Origin of the sequence: Micromonospora lupini str. Lupac 08, assembly GCF_000297395.2 — a bacterium.
GTDB lineage: Bacteria > Actinomycetota > Actinomycetes > Mycobacteriales > Micromonosporaceae > Micromonospora > Micromonospora lupini.
This window is the reverse complement of the sequence record NZ_HF570108.1, coordinates 6,380,642-6,396,166: the sequence shown is the minus strand read 5'-3', so window position 1 is coordinate 6,396,166 and position 15,525 is coordinate 6,380,642. Positions and strand designations below refer to the sequence as shown.

The following is a 15,525-nucleotide window of genomic DNA, read 5'->3' as shown; positions in this document are numbered from 1 at the left end:
GGCCCACCGAGGGGCTCAGAGCGGCCCGCGGCCGGCGCGCAGCAGCAGCAGCGCCAGTTGGGTGCCGTCGGCGCCGAGCGCGAGTCGGAAGCGCTCCAGGATGTCCCGTTCCCGGGAGAGCACCAGGCGGGTGCCACCGGAGGCCATCCGGGTCGCCCCGACCTCCTGCGACAGCGCGGCCCGCTCCTGCCAGAGCGCGATCAACGCGTGGTCGATCTCGTCGATCCGTTCTCTGATCTGCACGATCCGCGCAGCGGCGGTCGGCTCCACGGTGCCGGTCCGTGCCTCGGCCGGGTCGCCGGCCCGCACCGCGGGCACCGCCTCCGGCACGCTCCCGCTCGCCGGGGCCTGCCCCGCCTCCGGTCCGGCCGGGCCGCCGTTCTGCTCCACCACGTCTGTCATCATCGGGTACCTCTCGCGCTGTGGTGCCCGGTGCCCGGAACCCGGGACGAAAAAGCCCCGGACTCCAGGAGCCCGGGGCTTTTCGCAGGTCTGTCGATCAGGCGCGACCTACGGCAGCCGGACTCCCGGTGCCGTAGTAAAAGTAGTAACGCGCAGCGATCACGCCGTCGAGTATGCCCACGCCGGTGGCCGGCGCGCAAGGATTCCCGCGCAAAAGGGCGGCCCGGCCGTGTACGCGAGGCGCCGGCACGGCGGCCCGGTCACGCGGACGGCGCGGTCGGGAAGTGTCCGGCTGGCGGCATAGACTTGGCGCGCGATGCATCCTCTCTTCGACATTCCCGCGTCCCCGCCCGCGCCGGAGTCCGCGCCGGCCCGTCCGCACCGGCCCGGGTCGGCCTCCGCCCGCCTCGATCCGCAGCAGCTCCTGGCCGGGTTGAACGGGCCGCAGCGCGACGCCGTCAGCCACGCCGGTTCGCCGTTGCTGATCGTGGCCGGCGCGGGGTCCGGCAAGACCCGGGTGCTCACCCACCGGATCGCCTACCTGCTCGCCGCACGGGACGTGCATCCCGGTGAGATCATCGCCATCACCTTCACCAACAAGGCGGCCGGCGAGATGAAGGAGCGGGTCGCCGCGCTCGTCGGCCCGCGGGCCCGACTGATGTGGGTGTCGACGTTCCACTCGGCGTGCGTCCGCATCCTGCGCGCCGAGCACGAGCACGCCGGCCTCAAGTCGACGTTCTCGATCTACGACGCGGACGACTCCCGGCGGCTGATGCAGTTGGTGACCCGCGAGCTGGATCTCGACCCGAAGCGCTACCCGGCGCGCGGGCTGGCCGCCCAGGTCTCCAACCTGAAGAACGAGCTGGTCGACCCGGAGCAGTTCGCCGCGCGGGCCAGCGGGCCCAACGAGCGGGCGCTCGCCGAGGCGTACACGCTCTACCAGCGCCGGCTGCGCGAGGCGCACGCGCTGGACTTCGACGACCTGATCATGACGACGGTGCACCTGCTCCAGTCCCACCCGCACGTCGCGGAGAGCTACCGGCGGCGATTCCGGCACGTGCTGGTGGACGAGTACCAGGACACCAACCACGCCCAGTACGTCCTGATCAAGGAGCTGGTCTCCGGCACCGACGGGCTGGAGCCGGCCGAGCTGTGCGTGGTCGGTGACGCCGACCAGTCGATCTACGCGTTCCGGGGCGCGACGATCCGCAACATCCTGGAGTTCGAGCGGGACTTCACCGACGCGCGGACGATCCTGCTGGAGCAGAACTACCGCTCGACCCAGACCATCCTCAACGCCGCCAACGCGGTGATCGACCGGAACACCTCCCGCAAGCCGAAGCGGCTGTGGAGCGAGGCCGGCGACGGCGAGCGGATCGTCGGCTATGTGGCCGACACCGAGCACGCCGAGGCGGACTGGGTGGGCCGGGAGATCGACCGGCTGGTCGACGCCGACGAGACCCGCCCCGGTGACGTCGCGGTCTTCTACCGCACCAACGCCCAGTCCCGCGTCTTCGAGGAGGTGTTCATCCGCGCCGGCCTGCCGTACAAGGTGGTCGGCGGGGTGCGCTTCTACGAGCGCAAAGAGGTTCGCGACGCTCTGGCGTACCTGCGCTCGGTGGTCAACGACGACGACACGGTGAGCCTGCGGCGGGTGCTGAACACCCCCCGCCGGGGGATCGGCGACCGCGCCGAGGCGTGCGTCGAGGCGCTGTCCAGCCGTGATCGGATCTCCTTCGGCGCGGCGCTGCGCCGGGCGCGGGAGGCACCTGGCATCTCCACCCGGGCCGCCAACGGCATCGGCGACTTCGTGGCGCTGCTCGACGGCGCACGGGAGCTCGCCGAGACCGGCACCCCGGAGGAGGTGCTGGAGGCCCTGCTGACCCGCTCGGGCTACCTCACCGAGCTGGAGGAGAGCCTGGACCCGCAGGACGCGGGCCGGGTGGACAACCTCCAGGAGCTGGTGAGCGTCGCCCGGGAGTACACCGAGCGGATCGAGGCGACCGGCGCCGACGGCGAACGCGCCACCGTGGCGGGTTTCCTGGAGCAGGTCGCGCTGGTGGCCGACGCCGACCAGATCCCCTCCGACGACCCCGACCACCAGGGCGTCGTCACCCTCATGACGTTGCACACCGCCAAGGGCCTGGAGTTCCCGGTGGTCTTCCTGACCGGGCTGGAGGACGGCGTCTTCCCGCACCTGCGCTCGCTTGGCGACACCCGCGAGCTGGAGGAGGAGCGCCGACTGGCGTACGTCGGCATCACCCGCGCCCGGCAGCGGCTCTACCTCTCCCGGGCGGTGACCCGCTCGGCGTGGGGGCAGCCGTCCTACAACCCGCCGTCGCGGTTCCTGGAGGAGCTGCCGCCGGAGCTGGTGCGCTGGGAGCGCACGGAGGGGTCGTACACCTCGTGGGCCGGCGGGGGCGGCGGCGTCGGCGGGCGCGCGGACCGCGCGCCCGGCGGGCGCGGCACCTTCACCGGGGGTACGCCGAAGGCGGCGCAGCTGGCCCAGCGGCTCGGTGTGGACGCCAGCCGGTTGACCACGGCCAGTGAGCTGCCGCAGGGGCCGAAGGTGGCCGCCGGCGACCGGGTCAACCACCAGCGCTACGGGCTGGGGCGGGTGCTGGCCGTGGAGGGGCACGGCCCGGGAGCCCGCGCGCAGATCGACTTCGGCGACCAGACCATGTGGCTGGTGCTGCGCCACGCCCCGGTCGACAAGCTCTGACGTCCCGAGGCGGTCCACTCCACAACGCCGAGTGGGGGCATCCGACCTCCCGGACACCCCCACATCGCCGATCTGACGCCAGATTCAGCAGCCCAGGTCCACGCCGTGCGCGCGCATGAACGGCGCGGGGTCGATCTGGTTCCACATGCCCTGGTGCACCTCGAAGTGCAGGTGCGGGCCCGTGGCGTCGCCCGTGGCGCCCTCGTAGCCGATCACCTGGCCGGCCTTGACCTTCTGCCCGACGGTGACCGCGATGCGGCTCTGGTGGGCGTAGTGGGTCAGGTAGCCGTTGCCGTGGTCGATGAAGACGGAGTTGCCGTACCCGTCCGCGGCGTCACCGGCCTGGGTGACCGTGCCGGCGGCCGCGGCGTGGATGGGGGTGCCCGAGGGCAGCGCCAGGTCGATCCCGGCGTGCAGGGTGCCCCAGCGCTCGCCGAAGCAGGAGGTGACCGAGGCGCCCGGCATCGGGTCGACCCAGGCGGCCGTCGGCCTGGTGGCCTTCTTCGGCTTCGGCTTCGGCTTCGGCGTGGCGGTGGCCTTCTTCGTCGGTGTCGGGCTGGCGCTGGCCGTCGACGGGCTCACGGTCGGGCTGGCCGACGGGGAGGTCGGCGCGCTCGACTCGCGGACCGAGCGGTCGGCCCGGCCGGCGGCCTCGGCCCGGGACCGGGCGTCGAGCGAGACGGCGGTGGGCGCCGGCCGGTCGGGGCCGGACGTGGCGACGGCGACCCCGCCCAGGCCGAGGGCTACCAGCGCGGCCGCGCCGAGCACGATGAGGCGGTTCCGTCGGCGGGCGTTTCGCGGCTGCGCGACGGTGGCGTCGGGGGTGTTCTCGTTCTGGACGGGGCTGTCTTCCTGCACGGCGGACCTTCACAGTCGAGGGGGCACTTGACCTCGAAATACTGGTGTCGGGCCGAGCCGGACGACCGCCCGGGACCGGGGGGCCGAACCGTCGGCGGCAGCCAGGCTGACCTGGTATGGGCCGGTCTGAAGCAGTCCGTCCGGAAAAGTGATCATGCGGTGCCGTGCGGTGGGTCACAGTCCGGCCTGTGATCCAGCAGACATCGGCTGTCGACGGCGCAGAAAAAACCGCCCGGATCGACAGACCCGGGCGGTCAGTGGTCAGTACGCAGCGTCAGGAACCCGCTACGTCGCTGTAGATTGCCTCGACTTGCAGCTTGATGTCCACTCCGCGCTCCTGCAGGTACGGAACGGGGTCGATCGGCGCGCCCTTGACATGAAGCTCAAGGTGCAGGTGGGTGCCGTAGGCGTGGCCGGTCTGGCCCACCAGGCCGAGCTGGTCACCCGCCTTGACCTGCTGGCCCTCCTTGACGCTGAGCGCGGAGGAGTGACCGTAGATGGCCTCGCTGCCGTCGGCGTGCTGGACGATCACCGCGTAGCCGTAGCCGCCGAACCAGCCGGCCTTGGTGACGAGCCCGTCGTGGACCGCCACGTACGGCGTGCCCTCGGGGACGACCAGGTCGACGCCTGTGTGCAGCTTGCCCCACCGCATCCCGTACGGGGAGTTGAAGTCGTAGCCCTGCAGCGGCAGCATCCAGACCTCGGGCTCGGCCGCTTCCTTCGTGCGGCTGTCCCGGGAGGCGCGCTCGGCGTTGTCCGCACGGGCCGCGACGTCCTGACTGGTGATCGACGCCTGCTTCAGCTCGTCGAGCACCGTCGGGCTGACGTCCTTGGCGTCCGGCAGGGCCGACGCGCCAAGCGCGACGATGCCCGCGCCGACGAAGGCGGTGGTGACGACGGCCGCGTAACGGCTACGCGGGGGGGTGGGCACGCGGCGGCGACCGCGATATCGATCGGGCTCAGACGACAGGCGCTGGCGCACGCACACCCTCCGTTGTCGGGGTTCCGAGGCGGCCGATGGACGTCCGTGAAGCTCTGGTGAACGTCTGCCGACCGCGTCGTCACCCGTCCATGGACCTGATGACAACCGTGGACACGTTAGCCAACCACCAGGCGAGTCACAAGCCAGAGCGCCGAATTGGCGTGTCGATCTGTCCGTTTGCGTCCGAGATTGTCATGCATCGCGACGTCGAACGGTGCCCCCGTAACCACCCGTTCGTCGCCGAGCGTGACCGATCCGGCGGAGTCGTCCGGCTTGACGCGGGGGCCCGGGTGCGGAGGTGTCGAAGCGGCCCCCCAGGCCGCGCCCGGCCACGACAGAATGGGGACGTGTTCCCGGCCCGGATTTCCCGGCCCCGGTCGGGCGGGTTACCGTTCGTTCAGGTGAAGGCCGTGGAGCCGGTGAAAGGTGTGCGCTGATGAGCTCTCGTATTCGGGTCGTCGTCGCGAAGCCCGGTCTGGACGGCCACGACCGTGGCGCGAAGGTCGTCGCACGCGCTCTGCGTGACGCGGGGATGGAGGTCGTCTACACCGGCCTGCACCAGACGCCCGAGCAGATCGTGGAGACGGCCATCCAGGAGGACGCCGACGCCGTCGGTCTCTCCGTGCTCTCCGGCGCGCACATGACGCTCTTCCGTCGCGTGCTGGAGTTGCTGGCCGAGCGCGACGCCCGGGACATCGTCGTGTTCGGCGGCGGCATCATTCCCAACGGCGACATCCCCGAGCTGGAGAAGCTGGGCGTCGCGAAGATCTTCACGCCGGGCGCCACCACTCAGTCGATCGTCGAGTGGGTCCGGCAGAACGTCGCGCAGCCGGTCGCCTGAGGCGCCGGTCTGCTGCATCGACCGGGATTTGGGCACGGGGGAGGGGCCGGACGCACCCCTCACACGTCCGGCCCCTCTATGCACGATGCCCCGCCGCCACCCCTCGACCGACAGGGCATCGGCCGTATCCCGTCTTTGCGCTGCTCAGCGCGCCGACACCTGACTCAACGACGCCCCGACGGGCGGGTTACGGACCCTCGGCAACATCGCCCGGATGACTGATGCCGCCCACGATGCGGCCGGAATCAGCCGCAGTCGGCACGGGGTTGTGCATTACCGCACACCGTGCACCCGCTCGGTTGCCGGCGGTGCCCGCATCGCTAGGCTGCCGCCAATGGCCTGTTTCAACTGATGACAGGCGTCAAACTGTTTTCTGAACGCTGGTGGCGGCGCGACGGCGCGCCGCGGAGACGGGACGGGACGCGCAATCGTGGACCTGTACGAGTACCAGGGGCGGGACCTGTTCGAGCGGCACGGCTTGCCCGTGCTGGCCGGCGGCGTCGCCACTACCCCGGAAGAGGCCCGTGCGATCGCTGAACGCCTCGGCGGTCGCGTGGTCGTCAAGGCGCAGGTGAAGGTCGGCGGCCGAGGTAAGGCCGGCGGCGTCAAGCTGGCCGAGGGCGCCGAGGAGACGGTGGCCCGCGCCACCGACATCCTCGGCATGGACATCAAGGGCCACACCGTCCACAAGGTCATGATCACGGTGACGGCGGACGTGGCCGAGGAGTACTACTTCTCTTACCTGCTCGACCGGGCGAACCGCACCTTCCTCTGCATCGCCAGCGTGGCCGGCGGCATGGACATCGAGCAGGTCGCCGCCGACACCCCGGACCGCGTGGTGAAGGCGCCGATCGACGCGAACACCGGCGTCGACGAGGCCAAGGCGCGGGAGATCGTCACCGCCGCCGGCTTCCCGGCCGAGGTCGCCGACCAGGTCGTCGAGGTGGCTGTCGGCCTGTGGCAGGCGTTCGTCGCCGAGGATGCCACCCTGGTCGAGGTCAACCCCCTCGCGAAGAACGGCGACGGGCGGCTGCTGCTGCTCGACGCCAAGATCACTCTGGACGAGAACGCCGCGTTCCGGCACCCGGACCACGAGGCCCTGGTCGACCAGGCCGCCGTGGACCCGCTGGAGCAGGCCGCCAAGGCCAAGGACCTCAACTACGTCAAGCTCGACGGCGAGGTCGGCATCATCGGCAACGGCGCGGGTCTGGTCATGTCGACCCTCGACGTCGTCGCGTACGCCGGTGAGCGGCACGGCAACGTCAAGCCGGCCAACTTCCTCGACATCGGCGGCGGCGCGAGCGCCGCGGTGATGGCGAACGGGCTGGAGATCGTGCTCTCCGACCCGGCCGTGAAGAGCGTCTTCGTCAACGTCTTCGGCGGCATCACCGCCTGCGACGAGGTCGCCAACGGCATCATCCAGGCGCTGGCCCTGCTGGAGCAGCGCGGCGAGAAGGTCACCAAGCCGCTCGTCGTCCGGCTCGACGGCAACAACGCCGAGGCCGGCCGGGCGATCCTGGACGGCGCGAACAACCCGCTCGTACAGCGGGTGGACACCATGGACGGCGCGGCCGAGCGGGCCGCCGAGCTGGCAGCTGCGGGGGTCTGATCATGGCTATCTGGCTGACCAAGGACTCGAAGGTCATCGTTCAGGGGATGACCGGCTCCGAGGGCTCCAAGCACACCCGGCGGATGCTCGCCGCCGGCACCAACGTGGTGGGCGGCGTCAACCCGCGCAAGGCGGGCCAGAAGGTCGACTTCGACGGCACCGAGCTGCCGGTCTTCGCGTCCGTGGCGGACGCCATGGCCGAGACCGGGGCCGACGTCACGGTCATCTTCGTGCCGCCGCAGTTCACCAAGGCCGCCGTCGTCGAGGCGATCGACGCGGCGATCCCGCTGGCCGTGGTGATCACCGAGGGCGTGCCGGTGCACGACACCGCCGCGTTCTGGGCGTACAACCTCGCGCAGGGCGAGCGGACCCGGATCATCGGGCCGAACTGCCCCGGCATCGCCTCGCCGGGCGCGTCCAACGCCGGCATCATCCCGGCCGACATCACCGGTACCGGCCGCATCGGCCTGGTCAGCAAGAGCGGCACGCTGACCTACCAGATGATGTACGAGCTGCGTGACATCGGCTTCTCCACCTGCGTCGGCATCGGCGGCGACCCGATCATCGGCACCACGCACATCGACGCCCTCAAGGCGTTCGAGGCCGACCCGGAGACCGACGCCATCGTGATGATCGGTGAGATCGGTGGCGACGCCGAGGAGCGGGCCGCCGAGTTCATCAAGGGCAACGTCACCAAGCCGGTGGTCGGCTACATCGCCGGCTTCACCGCGCCGCCCGGCAAGACCATGGGTCACGCCGGGGCGATCATCTCCGGCTCGGCCGGTACCGCCGAGGCGAAGCAGGCGGCGCTCGAAGCCGTCGGCGTCAAGGTCGGCAAGACGCCCACCGAGACCGCCAAGCTGATGCGGGAGATCATGTCCGGCAACTGAGCCGGCACGGCAACAGCGAAGGGGTCGACCAGAACTGGTCGGCCCCTTCGTCGTGGCGCCGGGTCAGTCGTTGTTCCAGAACGGGTAGTTGCCGGTGAGACGCAGGATCGAGCCGCCGATGATGTTGATCACGCCGAACACGATGGCGAGGTAGCCGAGAACCGGCGACTGGCCGTTGCGCCGCGCGTCGCGCAGCGACAGGTAGCCGAAGATGATGCCGAGGATGCCGCAACAGATCAGGCCGAGGACGATGCCCAGCACGCCCCAGAGCGTGGTGCGGTCGCGTCCCCTGGCCGGCGGTGGTGGGGGCGGCGGGTATGCGGTCGTCACGGGTACCTCCGGGCGGTCGTGGGTGGCGGGCCGACCCGGACCGCGACCGGTGGGTGCGACCCGGTTGGCGGCGACGGCCACCCCCTCTGGCCCGACGCTAGACCCGGCGGGGCGGCTCCGACCGCGGTTCGCCCAACTCGCCGCCCTCCGGGGCGGGTTAACGGACTGCCACCGCCCGCGCGACGTGCCAGAGTAGAGCGGATGTCCCCCGTCACCCCTGACCCACCCAGCCGTCCCGGCGGTGTACGCGCCGACGACCGGCCGGTCGACCGCGCCGCGCCGCGCCGGCGGGTGCCCGCGCCGCGCGCCGGTGGGTCGCCGCGTGGGCGTGCGCCGCTGCCCGTCGCCGCCGGGGTGGCCGCCGCCGGGGCGGCCCTCACGTCGTACCTGCCGGTCGCCATCGTGCTCGGCCTGGTCCAGCTCGGCGCGGATTCCACCACGCTGGGCGGCACTCTGCGCACCGCGCTTGCGGGTTGGCTGGTGGGGCACGGCGTGCCGCTGCACACCGAGGCGGGCCCGTTCGGGCTCGCCCCGCTGGCGCTGACCGTCCTCGCGCTCTGGCGATTGACCCGCGCCGGCGTGCACGTGAGCCGCGCGATCGGCGCCCGCGACACCCGCTCACCGCGCCGCGCGCTGATCGCCGCCGGAGCGGTCGGCCTGGCGTACGCGCTGCTCGGCGCGCTCGCCGCGGTGCTGATCGGGGCGAGCGGGCCGCACGTGTCCCCGGTGCGGGCGGCGGCCACGTTCGCGGTGGTCGGCACGCTCGGCGCGCTGGTCGGCGCGATCCGGATCACCGCCGTGACCCGACTGCTCGTCACCCGGATCCCCGGCCCGCTACGCGACGGCGTCCGCACCGGGCTGGTGGCCGCGCTCCTCCTGCTCGGGGCGGGCGCAGGGGCGGCCGGCCTGGCCGTGGCCACCGGTGGCGGGGACGCGGCGGACATGATCGGCGCGTACCGGACCGGGGTGGCCGGGCAGGCCGGGATCACCCTGGTCAGCATGGCGTACGCACCGAACGCCGCAGTCTGGTCGACAAGCTATCTGCTCGGGCCGGGCTTCGCGGTCGGCGTCGACACGGCCGTACGCACCAGTGAGGTGTCGGTCGGCGCGCTGCCGGCCGTACCGTTGCTCGCTGGTCTGCCGCGCGGCCCGGTGGACGGCGTCGGCGGCCTGCTGCTCGCGGTGCCGGTCCTGGCCGGGATGGTCGCCGGCTGGTTGCTCGCCCGCCGGCTGGCCCGGTCCGCCGGGTCGGAACGGCCGCCGCGGCGCTGGGCGGAGCTGTTGGCCCCGGCGGCGCTGGCCGGGCCGGTTGCCGGCGTGCTGCTCGGCGTCGCCGCCGCGGCCTCCGGCGGGCCGCTCGGTGCCGGGCGGTTGGCGCAACTCGGGCCGGTGGCCTGGCAGGTCGGCGCGGTGGCGGCAGGTGTCGTCGCGGTCGGCGCGCTGCTCGGCGCCGCCGCCACCCGGGTGCTCGCCCGGAGCCCGCGCCCCGCCCCGACACCGCCGGTCCGCCCCGGCGCCTGACCACCCGCCGGCACGACGGCCAACGGCCGCGCTGCGAACGGCGACCCCGGCGAACGGTGGCCCGGCCGTCGGTGGCCCGGCCGACGAGGGTGCGGAGACGGCGCGGGGCGCCCCGGACGGATCCGGAGCGCCCCGTCGAAAGCAGGGTCTGTCAGGGCTCGGTCGGCAGGCTGAAGGTCCCGACGATGTTCAGGATGAGCAGCAGGATGCCCAGGCCGACACCGACCGCGCCGCAGATCAGGCCGGCCTTGGCCTGGCCGGCGTTGCTGGCCTGGCCCTGGGCGACCTTCTGCTTGGCGAGGTAACCGGTCACCACGCCCGCGATGCCGACTGGAATGCCCAGGAAGACGCAGCAGACCAGCGGGATCGACGCGATGCCGAGGATCATCGACACCAGACCCAGGGTGTTGTTCTGGCCCTGCTGCTGCGGGTAGCCGGCGTTCGGGTACGTCGGGGCGCCGTAGGGCTGCTGCTGGCCGTACGGGGCCTGCGGTGCGCCGTACGGGTCCTGCGGCTGCTGGCCGTACGGGGCGCCGGGCTGCTGGCCGTACGGAGCCGCCGGCGGCTGACCGTAGGGCTGGCCCGAGGTGGGCTGGCCGTACGGCTGACCCGAGGTGGGCTGCTGGCCGTACGGGGCGGCCGGCGGCGGGGCGTACGGGTCGTGCGGCGGCTGGGGTGCGGTCGGGTCCTGGTTGGGCTGCTGGCCGTACGGGTCCTGACCGGGGTTGCCGGGCTGCATTCGAGAAGCTCCTTGGACTGGTTCCGTCAGTTGCTGCTGTTGTTCCCACCCATGATCGCGGTCAGACCACCTCAGGCACAGCACAGCAGCGCGACGACATACCACGCATTACTCCTGATAACCGCGCACTCCACCCGTCGGTCACTGTCACAGATCGGCGAACCGCCCAACCGAGGGGCATCCTGACCTGCCCGATAGGGTGGCCCGGTGACCGAGCCCGCGTCCGTCGCCCGCATCGTCGTCCTCATCTCCGGCTCCGGGAGCAATCTGCAGGCCCTGCTGGACGCCGCAGTCGACCCTGCGTACGGCGCACAGGTCGTCGCGGTCGGCGCGGACCGCGACGGCATCGCGGGCCTGGACCGGGCCGACGCGGCGGGGGTGCCGACGTTCGTCGAGCGGGTCCGCGACCACGACACCCGGGAGGACTGGGACCGCGCGCTCACCGCGCACGTCGCCAAGCACCAGCCCGACCTGGTCATCTCCGCAGGCTTCCTCAAGCTGGTCGGCCCGCACTTCCTCGCCGCCTTCGGCGACCGCTACCTGAACACCCACAACACCCTGCTGCCGGCGTTCCCCGGCATCCACGGCCCGCGTGACGCCCTCGCCTACGGGGTGAAGCTCACCGGGGCCACGCTCTTCTTCGTCGACGCCGGCATGGACACCGGGCCGATCGTGGCGCAGGTCGCGGTGCCGGTGCTCGACGACGACGACGTGGACGCGCTCACCGAGCGCATCAAGGAAGCCGAGCGCCGCCAGCTCGTCGAGCAGGTCGGCCGACTGGTCCGCGAAGGCTGGACCATCACCGGAAGGAAGGTCACGGTTCCGTGAGTCCCACTCAGGACGGGCGCCGCCCGATTCGGCGGGCGCTGGTCAGCGTCTACGACAAGACCGGGCTGGTCGAGCTGGCTCAGGCCCTGCACGCGGCCGGTGTGGAGATCGTGTCCACCGGCAGCACGGCGGGCACCATCGCCGCCGCCGGGGTTCCGGTGACGCCGGTGGAGACGGTGACCGGCTTTCCCGAGGTGCTCGACGGCCGGGTGAAGACCCTGCACCCGAAGGTGCACGCGGGTCTCCTCGCCGACCTGCGCAAGGACACGCACGTCGCACAACTCGACGAGTTGGGTGTGGCGGCGTTCGACCTGCTGGTCTCCAACCTGTACCCGTTCCAGGCGACGGTCGCCTCCGGCGCCGGCGTCGAGGAGTGCGTGGAGCAGATCGACATCGGTGGCCCGGCCATGGTGCGGGCCGCAGCCAAGAACCACGCCTCGGTGGCGGTCCTCACCGATCCGGCCGGTTATCCGGCGCTGCTCGGCGCGCTCGACGAGGGTGGTTTCACGCTGGCCCAGCGTCGCGCGCTGGCCGCCCGCGCGTTCGCCGACATCGCCGAGTACGACGTCGCGGTGGCCCAGTGGTGCGCCCGGGAGCTGGCGCCCGCCGACGACTCCTGGCCGCAGTTCGCGGGGCTGGCGCTGCGCAAGTCGACAGTGCTGCGCTACGGGGAGAACCCGCACCAGCCCGCCGCGCTCTACACCGACCCGGACGCCCCGGCGGGGCTGGCCCAGGCCGAGCAGTTGCACGGCAAGGAGATGTCGTACAACAACTACGTCGACGCCGACGCCGCCTGGCGGGCCGCGAACGACTTCACCGACCAGCCGGCGGTGGCGATCATCAAGCACGCCAACCCGTGCGGCATCGCGGTGGGCGCGGACGTCGCCGAGGCGCACCGCAAGGCGCACGCCTGCGACCCGGTGTCGGCGTACGGGGGCGTGATCGCTGTCAACCGGTCGGTCTCGGTCGAGCTGGCCCGGCAGGTCGCCGACATCTTCACCGAGGTGGTGGTCGCCCCCGGCTTCGACGAGGGCGCGGTCGAGGTGTTGCAGGGCAAGAAGAACGTCCGGCTGCTGCGGGCGCCGGCCTGGACGCCTGCGCTCGTGGAGTTGCGGTCGGTGACCGGCGGGGTGCTGGCCCAGGTCGCCGACCGGGTGGACGCCCCCGGCGACGACCCGGCGAACTGGCAGTTGGCGACCGGTGAGGCCGCCGACGAGGAGCTGCTGCGTGACCTCGCGTTCGCCTGGCGGGCGGTCCGCGCGGTGAAGAGCAACGCGATCCTGCTCGCCAAGGACGGCGCCACCGTCGGGGTCGGCATGGGTCAGGTCAACCGGGTCGACTCGGCGCAGCTCGCGGTCACCCGCGCCGGCGCCGACCGCGCCCGAGGGTCGGTCGCGGCGTCGGACGCGTTCTTCCCGTTCGCCGACGGTCCGCAGATCCTCATCGACGCCGGCGTCCGCGCCATCGTGCAGCCCGGCGGCTCGATCCGCGACGAAGAGGTAATCGAGGCGGCCAAAAAGGCGAACGTCACGATGTACCTGACGAAAACCCGCCACTTCTTCCACTAACCCCGGCCTCCGCGCAGCGCGGGCCCGCGCACTGTGGGTTGATCATGGGGTTGACGGGCACGAGCCGGACGAAACGGCCCGTCAACCCCATGATCACCGCGGTTGGAGGGTTAGGCCGGTGGGTCAGACCGTCGGGGTGGTGGGGCGGAGTTCGGCGAAGTGGCAGGCGGACGGGTGGGGGTCCGCTGCTCTCGGGACCGTTTGCGGGTCCTCCTTGGCGCAGATGTCCTGGGCCTTCCAGCAGCGGGTCCGGAAGTGGCAGCCGCTCGGCGGGTCGGCCGGGCTCGGCACGTCGCCGACCAGCCGGATCATGTTGCGCTGGTCGCGTACCTCCGGGTCCGGCACCGGCACGGCCGACAGCAGTGCCTGGGTGTACGGGTGGGTGGCGCGCTCGTAGATCTCGTCCTCGGTGCCGATCTCGACGATCCGACCGAGGTACATGACCGCCACCCGGTCGGCGATGTGCCGGACCACTGACAGGTCGTGCGCGATGAAGATGTACGACAGCCCGAACTCGTCCTGGAGCTGCTCCAGCAGGTTGATCACCTGGGCCTGGATGGAGACGTCAAGCGCCGAGACGGGCTCGTCGCAGACGATCACCTCGGGCCGCAGCGCGAGAGCGCGGGCGATGCCGATGCGCTGACGCTGACCGCCGGAGAACTGGTGCGGGTACCTGTTGATGTGCTCCGGGTTGAGCCCGACGACGTCCAGCAGCTCCTGGACCCGCCTGGCCTTGCTTCCCTTCGGCGCGGCGTCCGGGTGGATCTCGAACGGCTCGCCGATGATGTCGCCGACGGTCATCCGCGGGTTCAGCGAGGTGTACGGATCCTGCATGACCATCTGCATGTTGCGGCGCAGCCGGCGCAGCTCCGACCCGGAGGCCTTGAACAGGTCCTTGCCCTCCAGGGTGGCCCGCCCGGAGGTCGGCGTCTCCAACCGCATCAGCAGCCGGGCGAGTGTCGACTTGCCGCAGCCGGACTCGCCGACCACGCCAAGCGTCTCGCCCCGCCGCAGCTCGAAGCTCACGCCGTCGACGGCCTTCACGGCGCCGATCTGCCGCTGGAACAGCACACCCTGACTGATCGGGAAGTGCTTCACCAGGTTGTCGACGGAGAGGATGGTCTCGCCCCGGACCTTGGTGGAGCTAGCGGGCGCTGTCATCACGAACCTCCTGCGCGAAGTGGCAAGCGCTGGTCCGGCCGTCGCCGAGGACCAGGTCGTGCGGCACCACGTCCACGCAGACCTGCTGGACGTACGGGCACCGGGGGTGGAACGGGCAGCCGGAGGGGATGCGCATCAGGTTCGGCGGCAACCCCTTGATCGTCGACAGTTCCTGGCCGCGGACGTCCATCCGCGGAATCGACTCCAACAACCCCTTGGTGTACGGGTGGGCCGGCGCCTTGTAGAGCGAGCGGACGTCGGCGTGCTCGACGATCCGGCCCGCGTACATGACCGCGATCCGGTCCGCGACACCGGCGACGACACCCAGGTCGTGGGTGATCAGGATCATCGCCATGTCGAGGTCCCGGCGCAGATCGGCGAGCAGGTCCATGATCTGGGCCTGCACGGTGACGTCGAGCGCGGTGGTGGGCTCGTCGGCGATCAGCACCTTCGGGTCCAGCGCCAGCGCCATGGCGATCATGACGCGCTGCCGCATGCCACCGGAGAACTGGTGCGGGTAGTCACCGATCCGCTTGGCGGCGCCCGGGATCTTGACCAGGTCCATCAGCTCGACGGCCCGACGGCGGGCGTCACCCCGGGACATGCCGGAGCGCTGGCGCAGCGTCTCGCCGATCTGCCAGCCGACCGGGAAGACCGGGTTCAGCGCGGAGAGCGCGTCCTGGAAGATGATCGCGATCTCCTTGCCGCGGACCTGCCGGCGCTGCTCCTCCGAGGCGGTGAGCAGGTCCTGACCCCGGTAGAGGATCTGGCCGGAGCGGACGAACGCGGGCGGCGTGTCCAGGATGCCCATGATCGCCTGGGCGGTGACCGACTTGCCCGAGCCGGACTCACCGAGCACCGCGAGGGTCTCCCCGGCGTCCAGGTGGTACGACACGCCGTTGATCACCCGGGCCACGCCCTCGTTGGTCCGGAACTCGACGTGCAGGTCCCGCAGCTCCAGCAGGTGGCCGCCCTCGGGCGTGGCCGAGGCGGGAGTGGGATTGACGGTCAAGACTGTGCCTGCCTTTCGCTCGCGACTGCGGGGCTCGCTTCGCTCACTCCTCGCGCTCGCAT

14 protein-coding genes are annotated in these 15,525 nt (G+C 71.8%); 7 read left to right on the top strand and 7 right to left on the bottom strand.

Annotated features, from left to right (window positions below):
* Nucleotides 1–15: 15 nt before the first annotated feature.
* On the bottom strand, nt 16–405 hold the full coding sequence (locus MILUP08_RS30315) for a chorismate mutase (RefSeq protein WP_007465035.1): 390 nt from the start codon (nt 403–405) through the stop codon (nt 16–18).
* 313 nt (nt 406–718) lie between these two features.
* Between MILUP08_RS30315 and pcrA the strand changes: the two genes are divergently transcribed.
* On the top strand, nt 719–3,124 hold the full coding sequence (pcrA, locus tag MILUP08_RS30310) for a DNA helicase PcrA (RefSeq protein ID WP_007465034.1): 2,406 nt from the start codon (nt 719–721) through the stop codon (nt 3,122–3,124).
* A gap of 84 nt (nt 3,125–3,208) precedes the next feature.
* Here pcrA and MILUP08_RS30305 read toward each other — a convergent pair whose 3' ends face one another.
* Both MILUP08_RS30305 and MILUP08_RS30300 read right to left on the bottom strand, forming a co-directional pair.
* Nucleotides 3,209–3,982: a M23 family metallopeptidase gene (locus tag MILUP08_RS30305; protein WP_007465032.1), complete on the bottom strand. Its 774-nt coding sequence runs from the start codon at nt 3,980–3,982 to the stop codon at nt 3,209–3,211.
* A gap of 274 nt (nt 3,983–4,256) precedes the next feature.
* Nucleotides 4,257–4,964: a M23 family metallopeptidase gene (locus MILUP08_RS30300; RefSeq protein WP_007465030.1), complete on the bottom strand. Its 708-nt coding sequence runs from the start codon at nt 4,962–4,964 to the stop codon at nt 4,257–4,259.
* 436 nt (nt 4,965–5,400) lie between these two features.
* Between MILUP08_RS30300 and MILUP08_RS30295 the strand changes: the two genes are divergently transcribed.
* The 3 genes from MILUP08_RS30295 (at nt 5,401) to sucD (ending at nt 8,304) form a co-directional block, all read left to right on the top strand.
* Complete coding sequence (locus tag MILUP08_RS30295; protein WP_007465027.1) at nt 5,401–5,805, top strand: coenzyme B12-dependent isobutyryl CoA mutase small subunit; 405 nt, start codon at nt 5,401–5,403, stop codon at nt 5,803–5,805.
* Nucleotides 5,806–6,235: 430 nt separating this feature from the next.
* Nucleotides 6,236–7,414 (top strand): ADP-forming succinate--CoA ligase subunit beta, encoded by a 1,179-nt coding sequence (sucC, locus tag MILUP08_RS30290; RefSeq protein ID WP_007465023.1) that lies wholly within the window; start codon nt 6,236–6,238, stop codon nt 7,412–7,414.
* Between the two features lie 2 nt (nt 7,415–7,416).
* The gene (sucD, locus tag MILUP08_RS30285) at nt 7,417–8,304 is read left to right on the top strand and encodes a succinate--CoA ligase subunit alpha (protein ID WP_007465020.1); all 888 of its coding nucleotides are present in this window, start codon (nt 7,417–7,419) and stop codon (nt 8,302–8,304) included.
* 63 nt (nt 8,305–8,367) lie between these two features.
* Here sucD and MILUP08_RS30280 read toward each other — a convergent pair whose 3' ends face one another.
* On the bottom strand, nt 8,368–8,634 hold the full coding sequence (locus tag MILUP08_RS30280) for a hypothetical protein (protein WP_039909012.1): 267 nt from the start codon (nt 8,632–8,634) through the stop codon (nt 8,368–8,370).
* Nucleotides 8,635–8,835: 201 nt separating this feature from the next.
* Here MILUP08_RS30280 and MILUP08_RS30275 point away from each other — a divergent pair, with 201 nt between their 5' ends.
* Complete coding sequence (locus MILUP08_RS30275) at nt 8,836–10,155, top strand: cell division protein PerM (protein ID WP_007465015.1); 1,320 nt, start codon at nt 8,836–8,838, stop codon at nt 10,153–10,155.
* Between the two features lie 151 nt (nt 10,156–10,306).
* On the opposite strand, the gene MILUP08_RS30270 is transcribed toward MILUP08_RS30275, so the two are convergent.
* Nucleotides 10,307–10,894: a DUF4190 domain-containing protein gene (locus MILUP08_RS30270; RefSeq protein WP_007465014.1), complete on the bottom strand. Its 588-nt coding sequence runs from the start codon at nt 10,892–10,894 to the stop codon at nt 10,307–10,309.
* A gap of 207 nt (nt 10,895–11,101) precedes the next feature.
* Here MILUP08_RS30270 and purN point away from each other — a divergent pair, with 207 nt between their 5' ends.
* Together purN and purH are read left to right on the top strand one after the other, a co-directional pair.
* Nucleotides 11,102–11,722 carry a phosphoribosylglycinamide formyltransferase gene (purN, locus tag MILUP08_RS30265; RefSeq protein ID WP_007465012.1) on the top strand — a complete coding sequence of 207 codons (621 nt, stop codon included), beginning with the start codon at nt 11,102–11,104 and terminating at the stop codon, nt 11,720–11,722.
* Nucleotides 11,719–13,290 carry a bifunctional phosphoribosylaminoimidazolecarboxamide formyltransferase/IMP cyclohydrolase gene (gene purH, locus MILUP08_RS30260; RefSeq protein ID WP_007465010.1) on the top strand — a complete coding sequence of 524 codons (1,572 nt, stop codon included), beginning with the start codon at nt 11,719–11,721 and terminating at the stop codon, nt 13,288–13,290. The genes purN and purH overlap by 4 nt, the downstream gene beginning before the upstream one ends.
* Nucleotides 13,291–13,413: 123 nt before the next feature.
* On the opposite strand, the gene MILUP08_RS30255 is transcribed toward purH, so the two are convergent.
* The gene (locus tag MILUP08_RS30255; RefSeq protein ID WP_039906894.1) at nt 13,414–14,451 is read right to left on the bottom strand and encodes an ABC transporter ATP-binding protein; all 1,038 of its coding nucleotides are present in this window, start codon (nt 14,449–14,451) and stop codon (nt 13,414–13,416) included.
* Complete coding sequence (locus MILUP08_RS30250) at nt 14,435–15,463, bottom strand: ABC transporter ATP-binding protein (protein ID WP_007465006.1); 1,029 nt, start codon at nt 15,461–15,463, stop codon at nt 14,435–14,437. The genes MILUP08_RS30255 and MILUP08_RS30250 overlap by 17 nt, the downstream gene beginning before the upstream one ends.
* Nucleotides 15,464–15,525: the final 62 nt, after the last annotated feature.

Excerpts from the sequence above, each read along its gene's own strand:
- MILUP08_RS30315 (WP_007465035.1), bottom strand. The coding sequence starts at position 405 with ATGATGACAGACGTGGTGGAGCAGAACGGCGGCCCGGCCGGACCGGAG.
- pcrA (WP_007465034.1), top strand. The coding sequence starts at position 719 with ATGCATCCTCTCTTCGACATTCCCGCGTCCCCGCCCGCGCCGGAGTCC.
- MILUP08_RS30295 (WP_007465027.1), top strand. The coding sequence starts at position 5,401 with ATGAGCTCTCGTATTCGGGTCGTCGTCGCGAAGCCCGGTCTGGACGGC.
- sucD (WP_007465020.1), top strand. The coding sequence starts at position 7,417 with ATGGCTATCTGGCTGACCAAGGACTCGAAGGTCATCGTTCAGGGGATG.
- MILUP08_RS30275 (WP_007465015.1), top strand. The coding sequence starts at position 8,836 with ATGTCCCCCGTCACCCCTGACCCACCCAGCCGTCCCGGCGGTGTACGC.
- MILUP08_RS30270 (WP_007465014.1), bottom strand. The coding sequence starts at position 10,894 with ATGCAGCCCGGCAACCCCGGTCAGGACCCGTACGGCCAGCAGCCCAAC.
- MILUP08_RS30255 (WP_039906894.1), bottom strand. The coding sequence starts at position 14,451 with ATGACAGCGCCCGCTAGCTCCACCAAGGTCCGGGGCGAGACCATCCTC.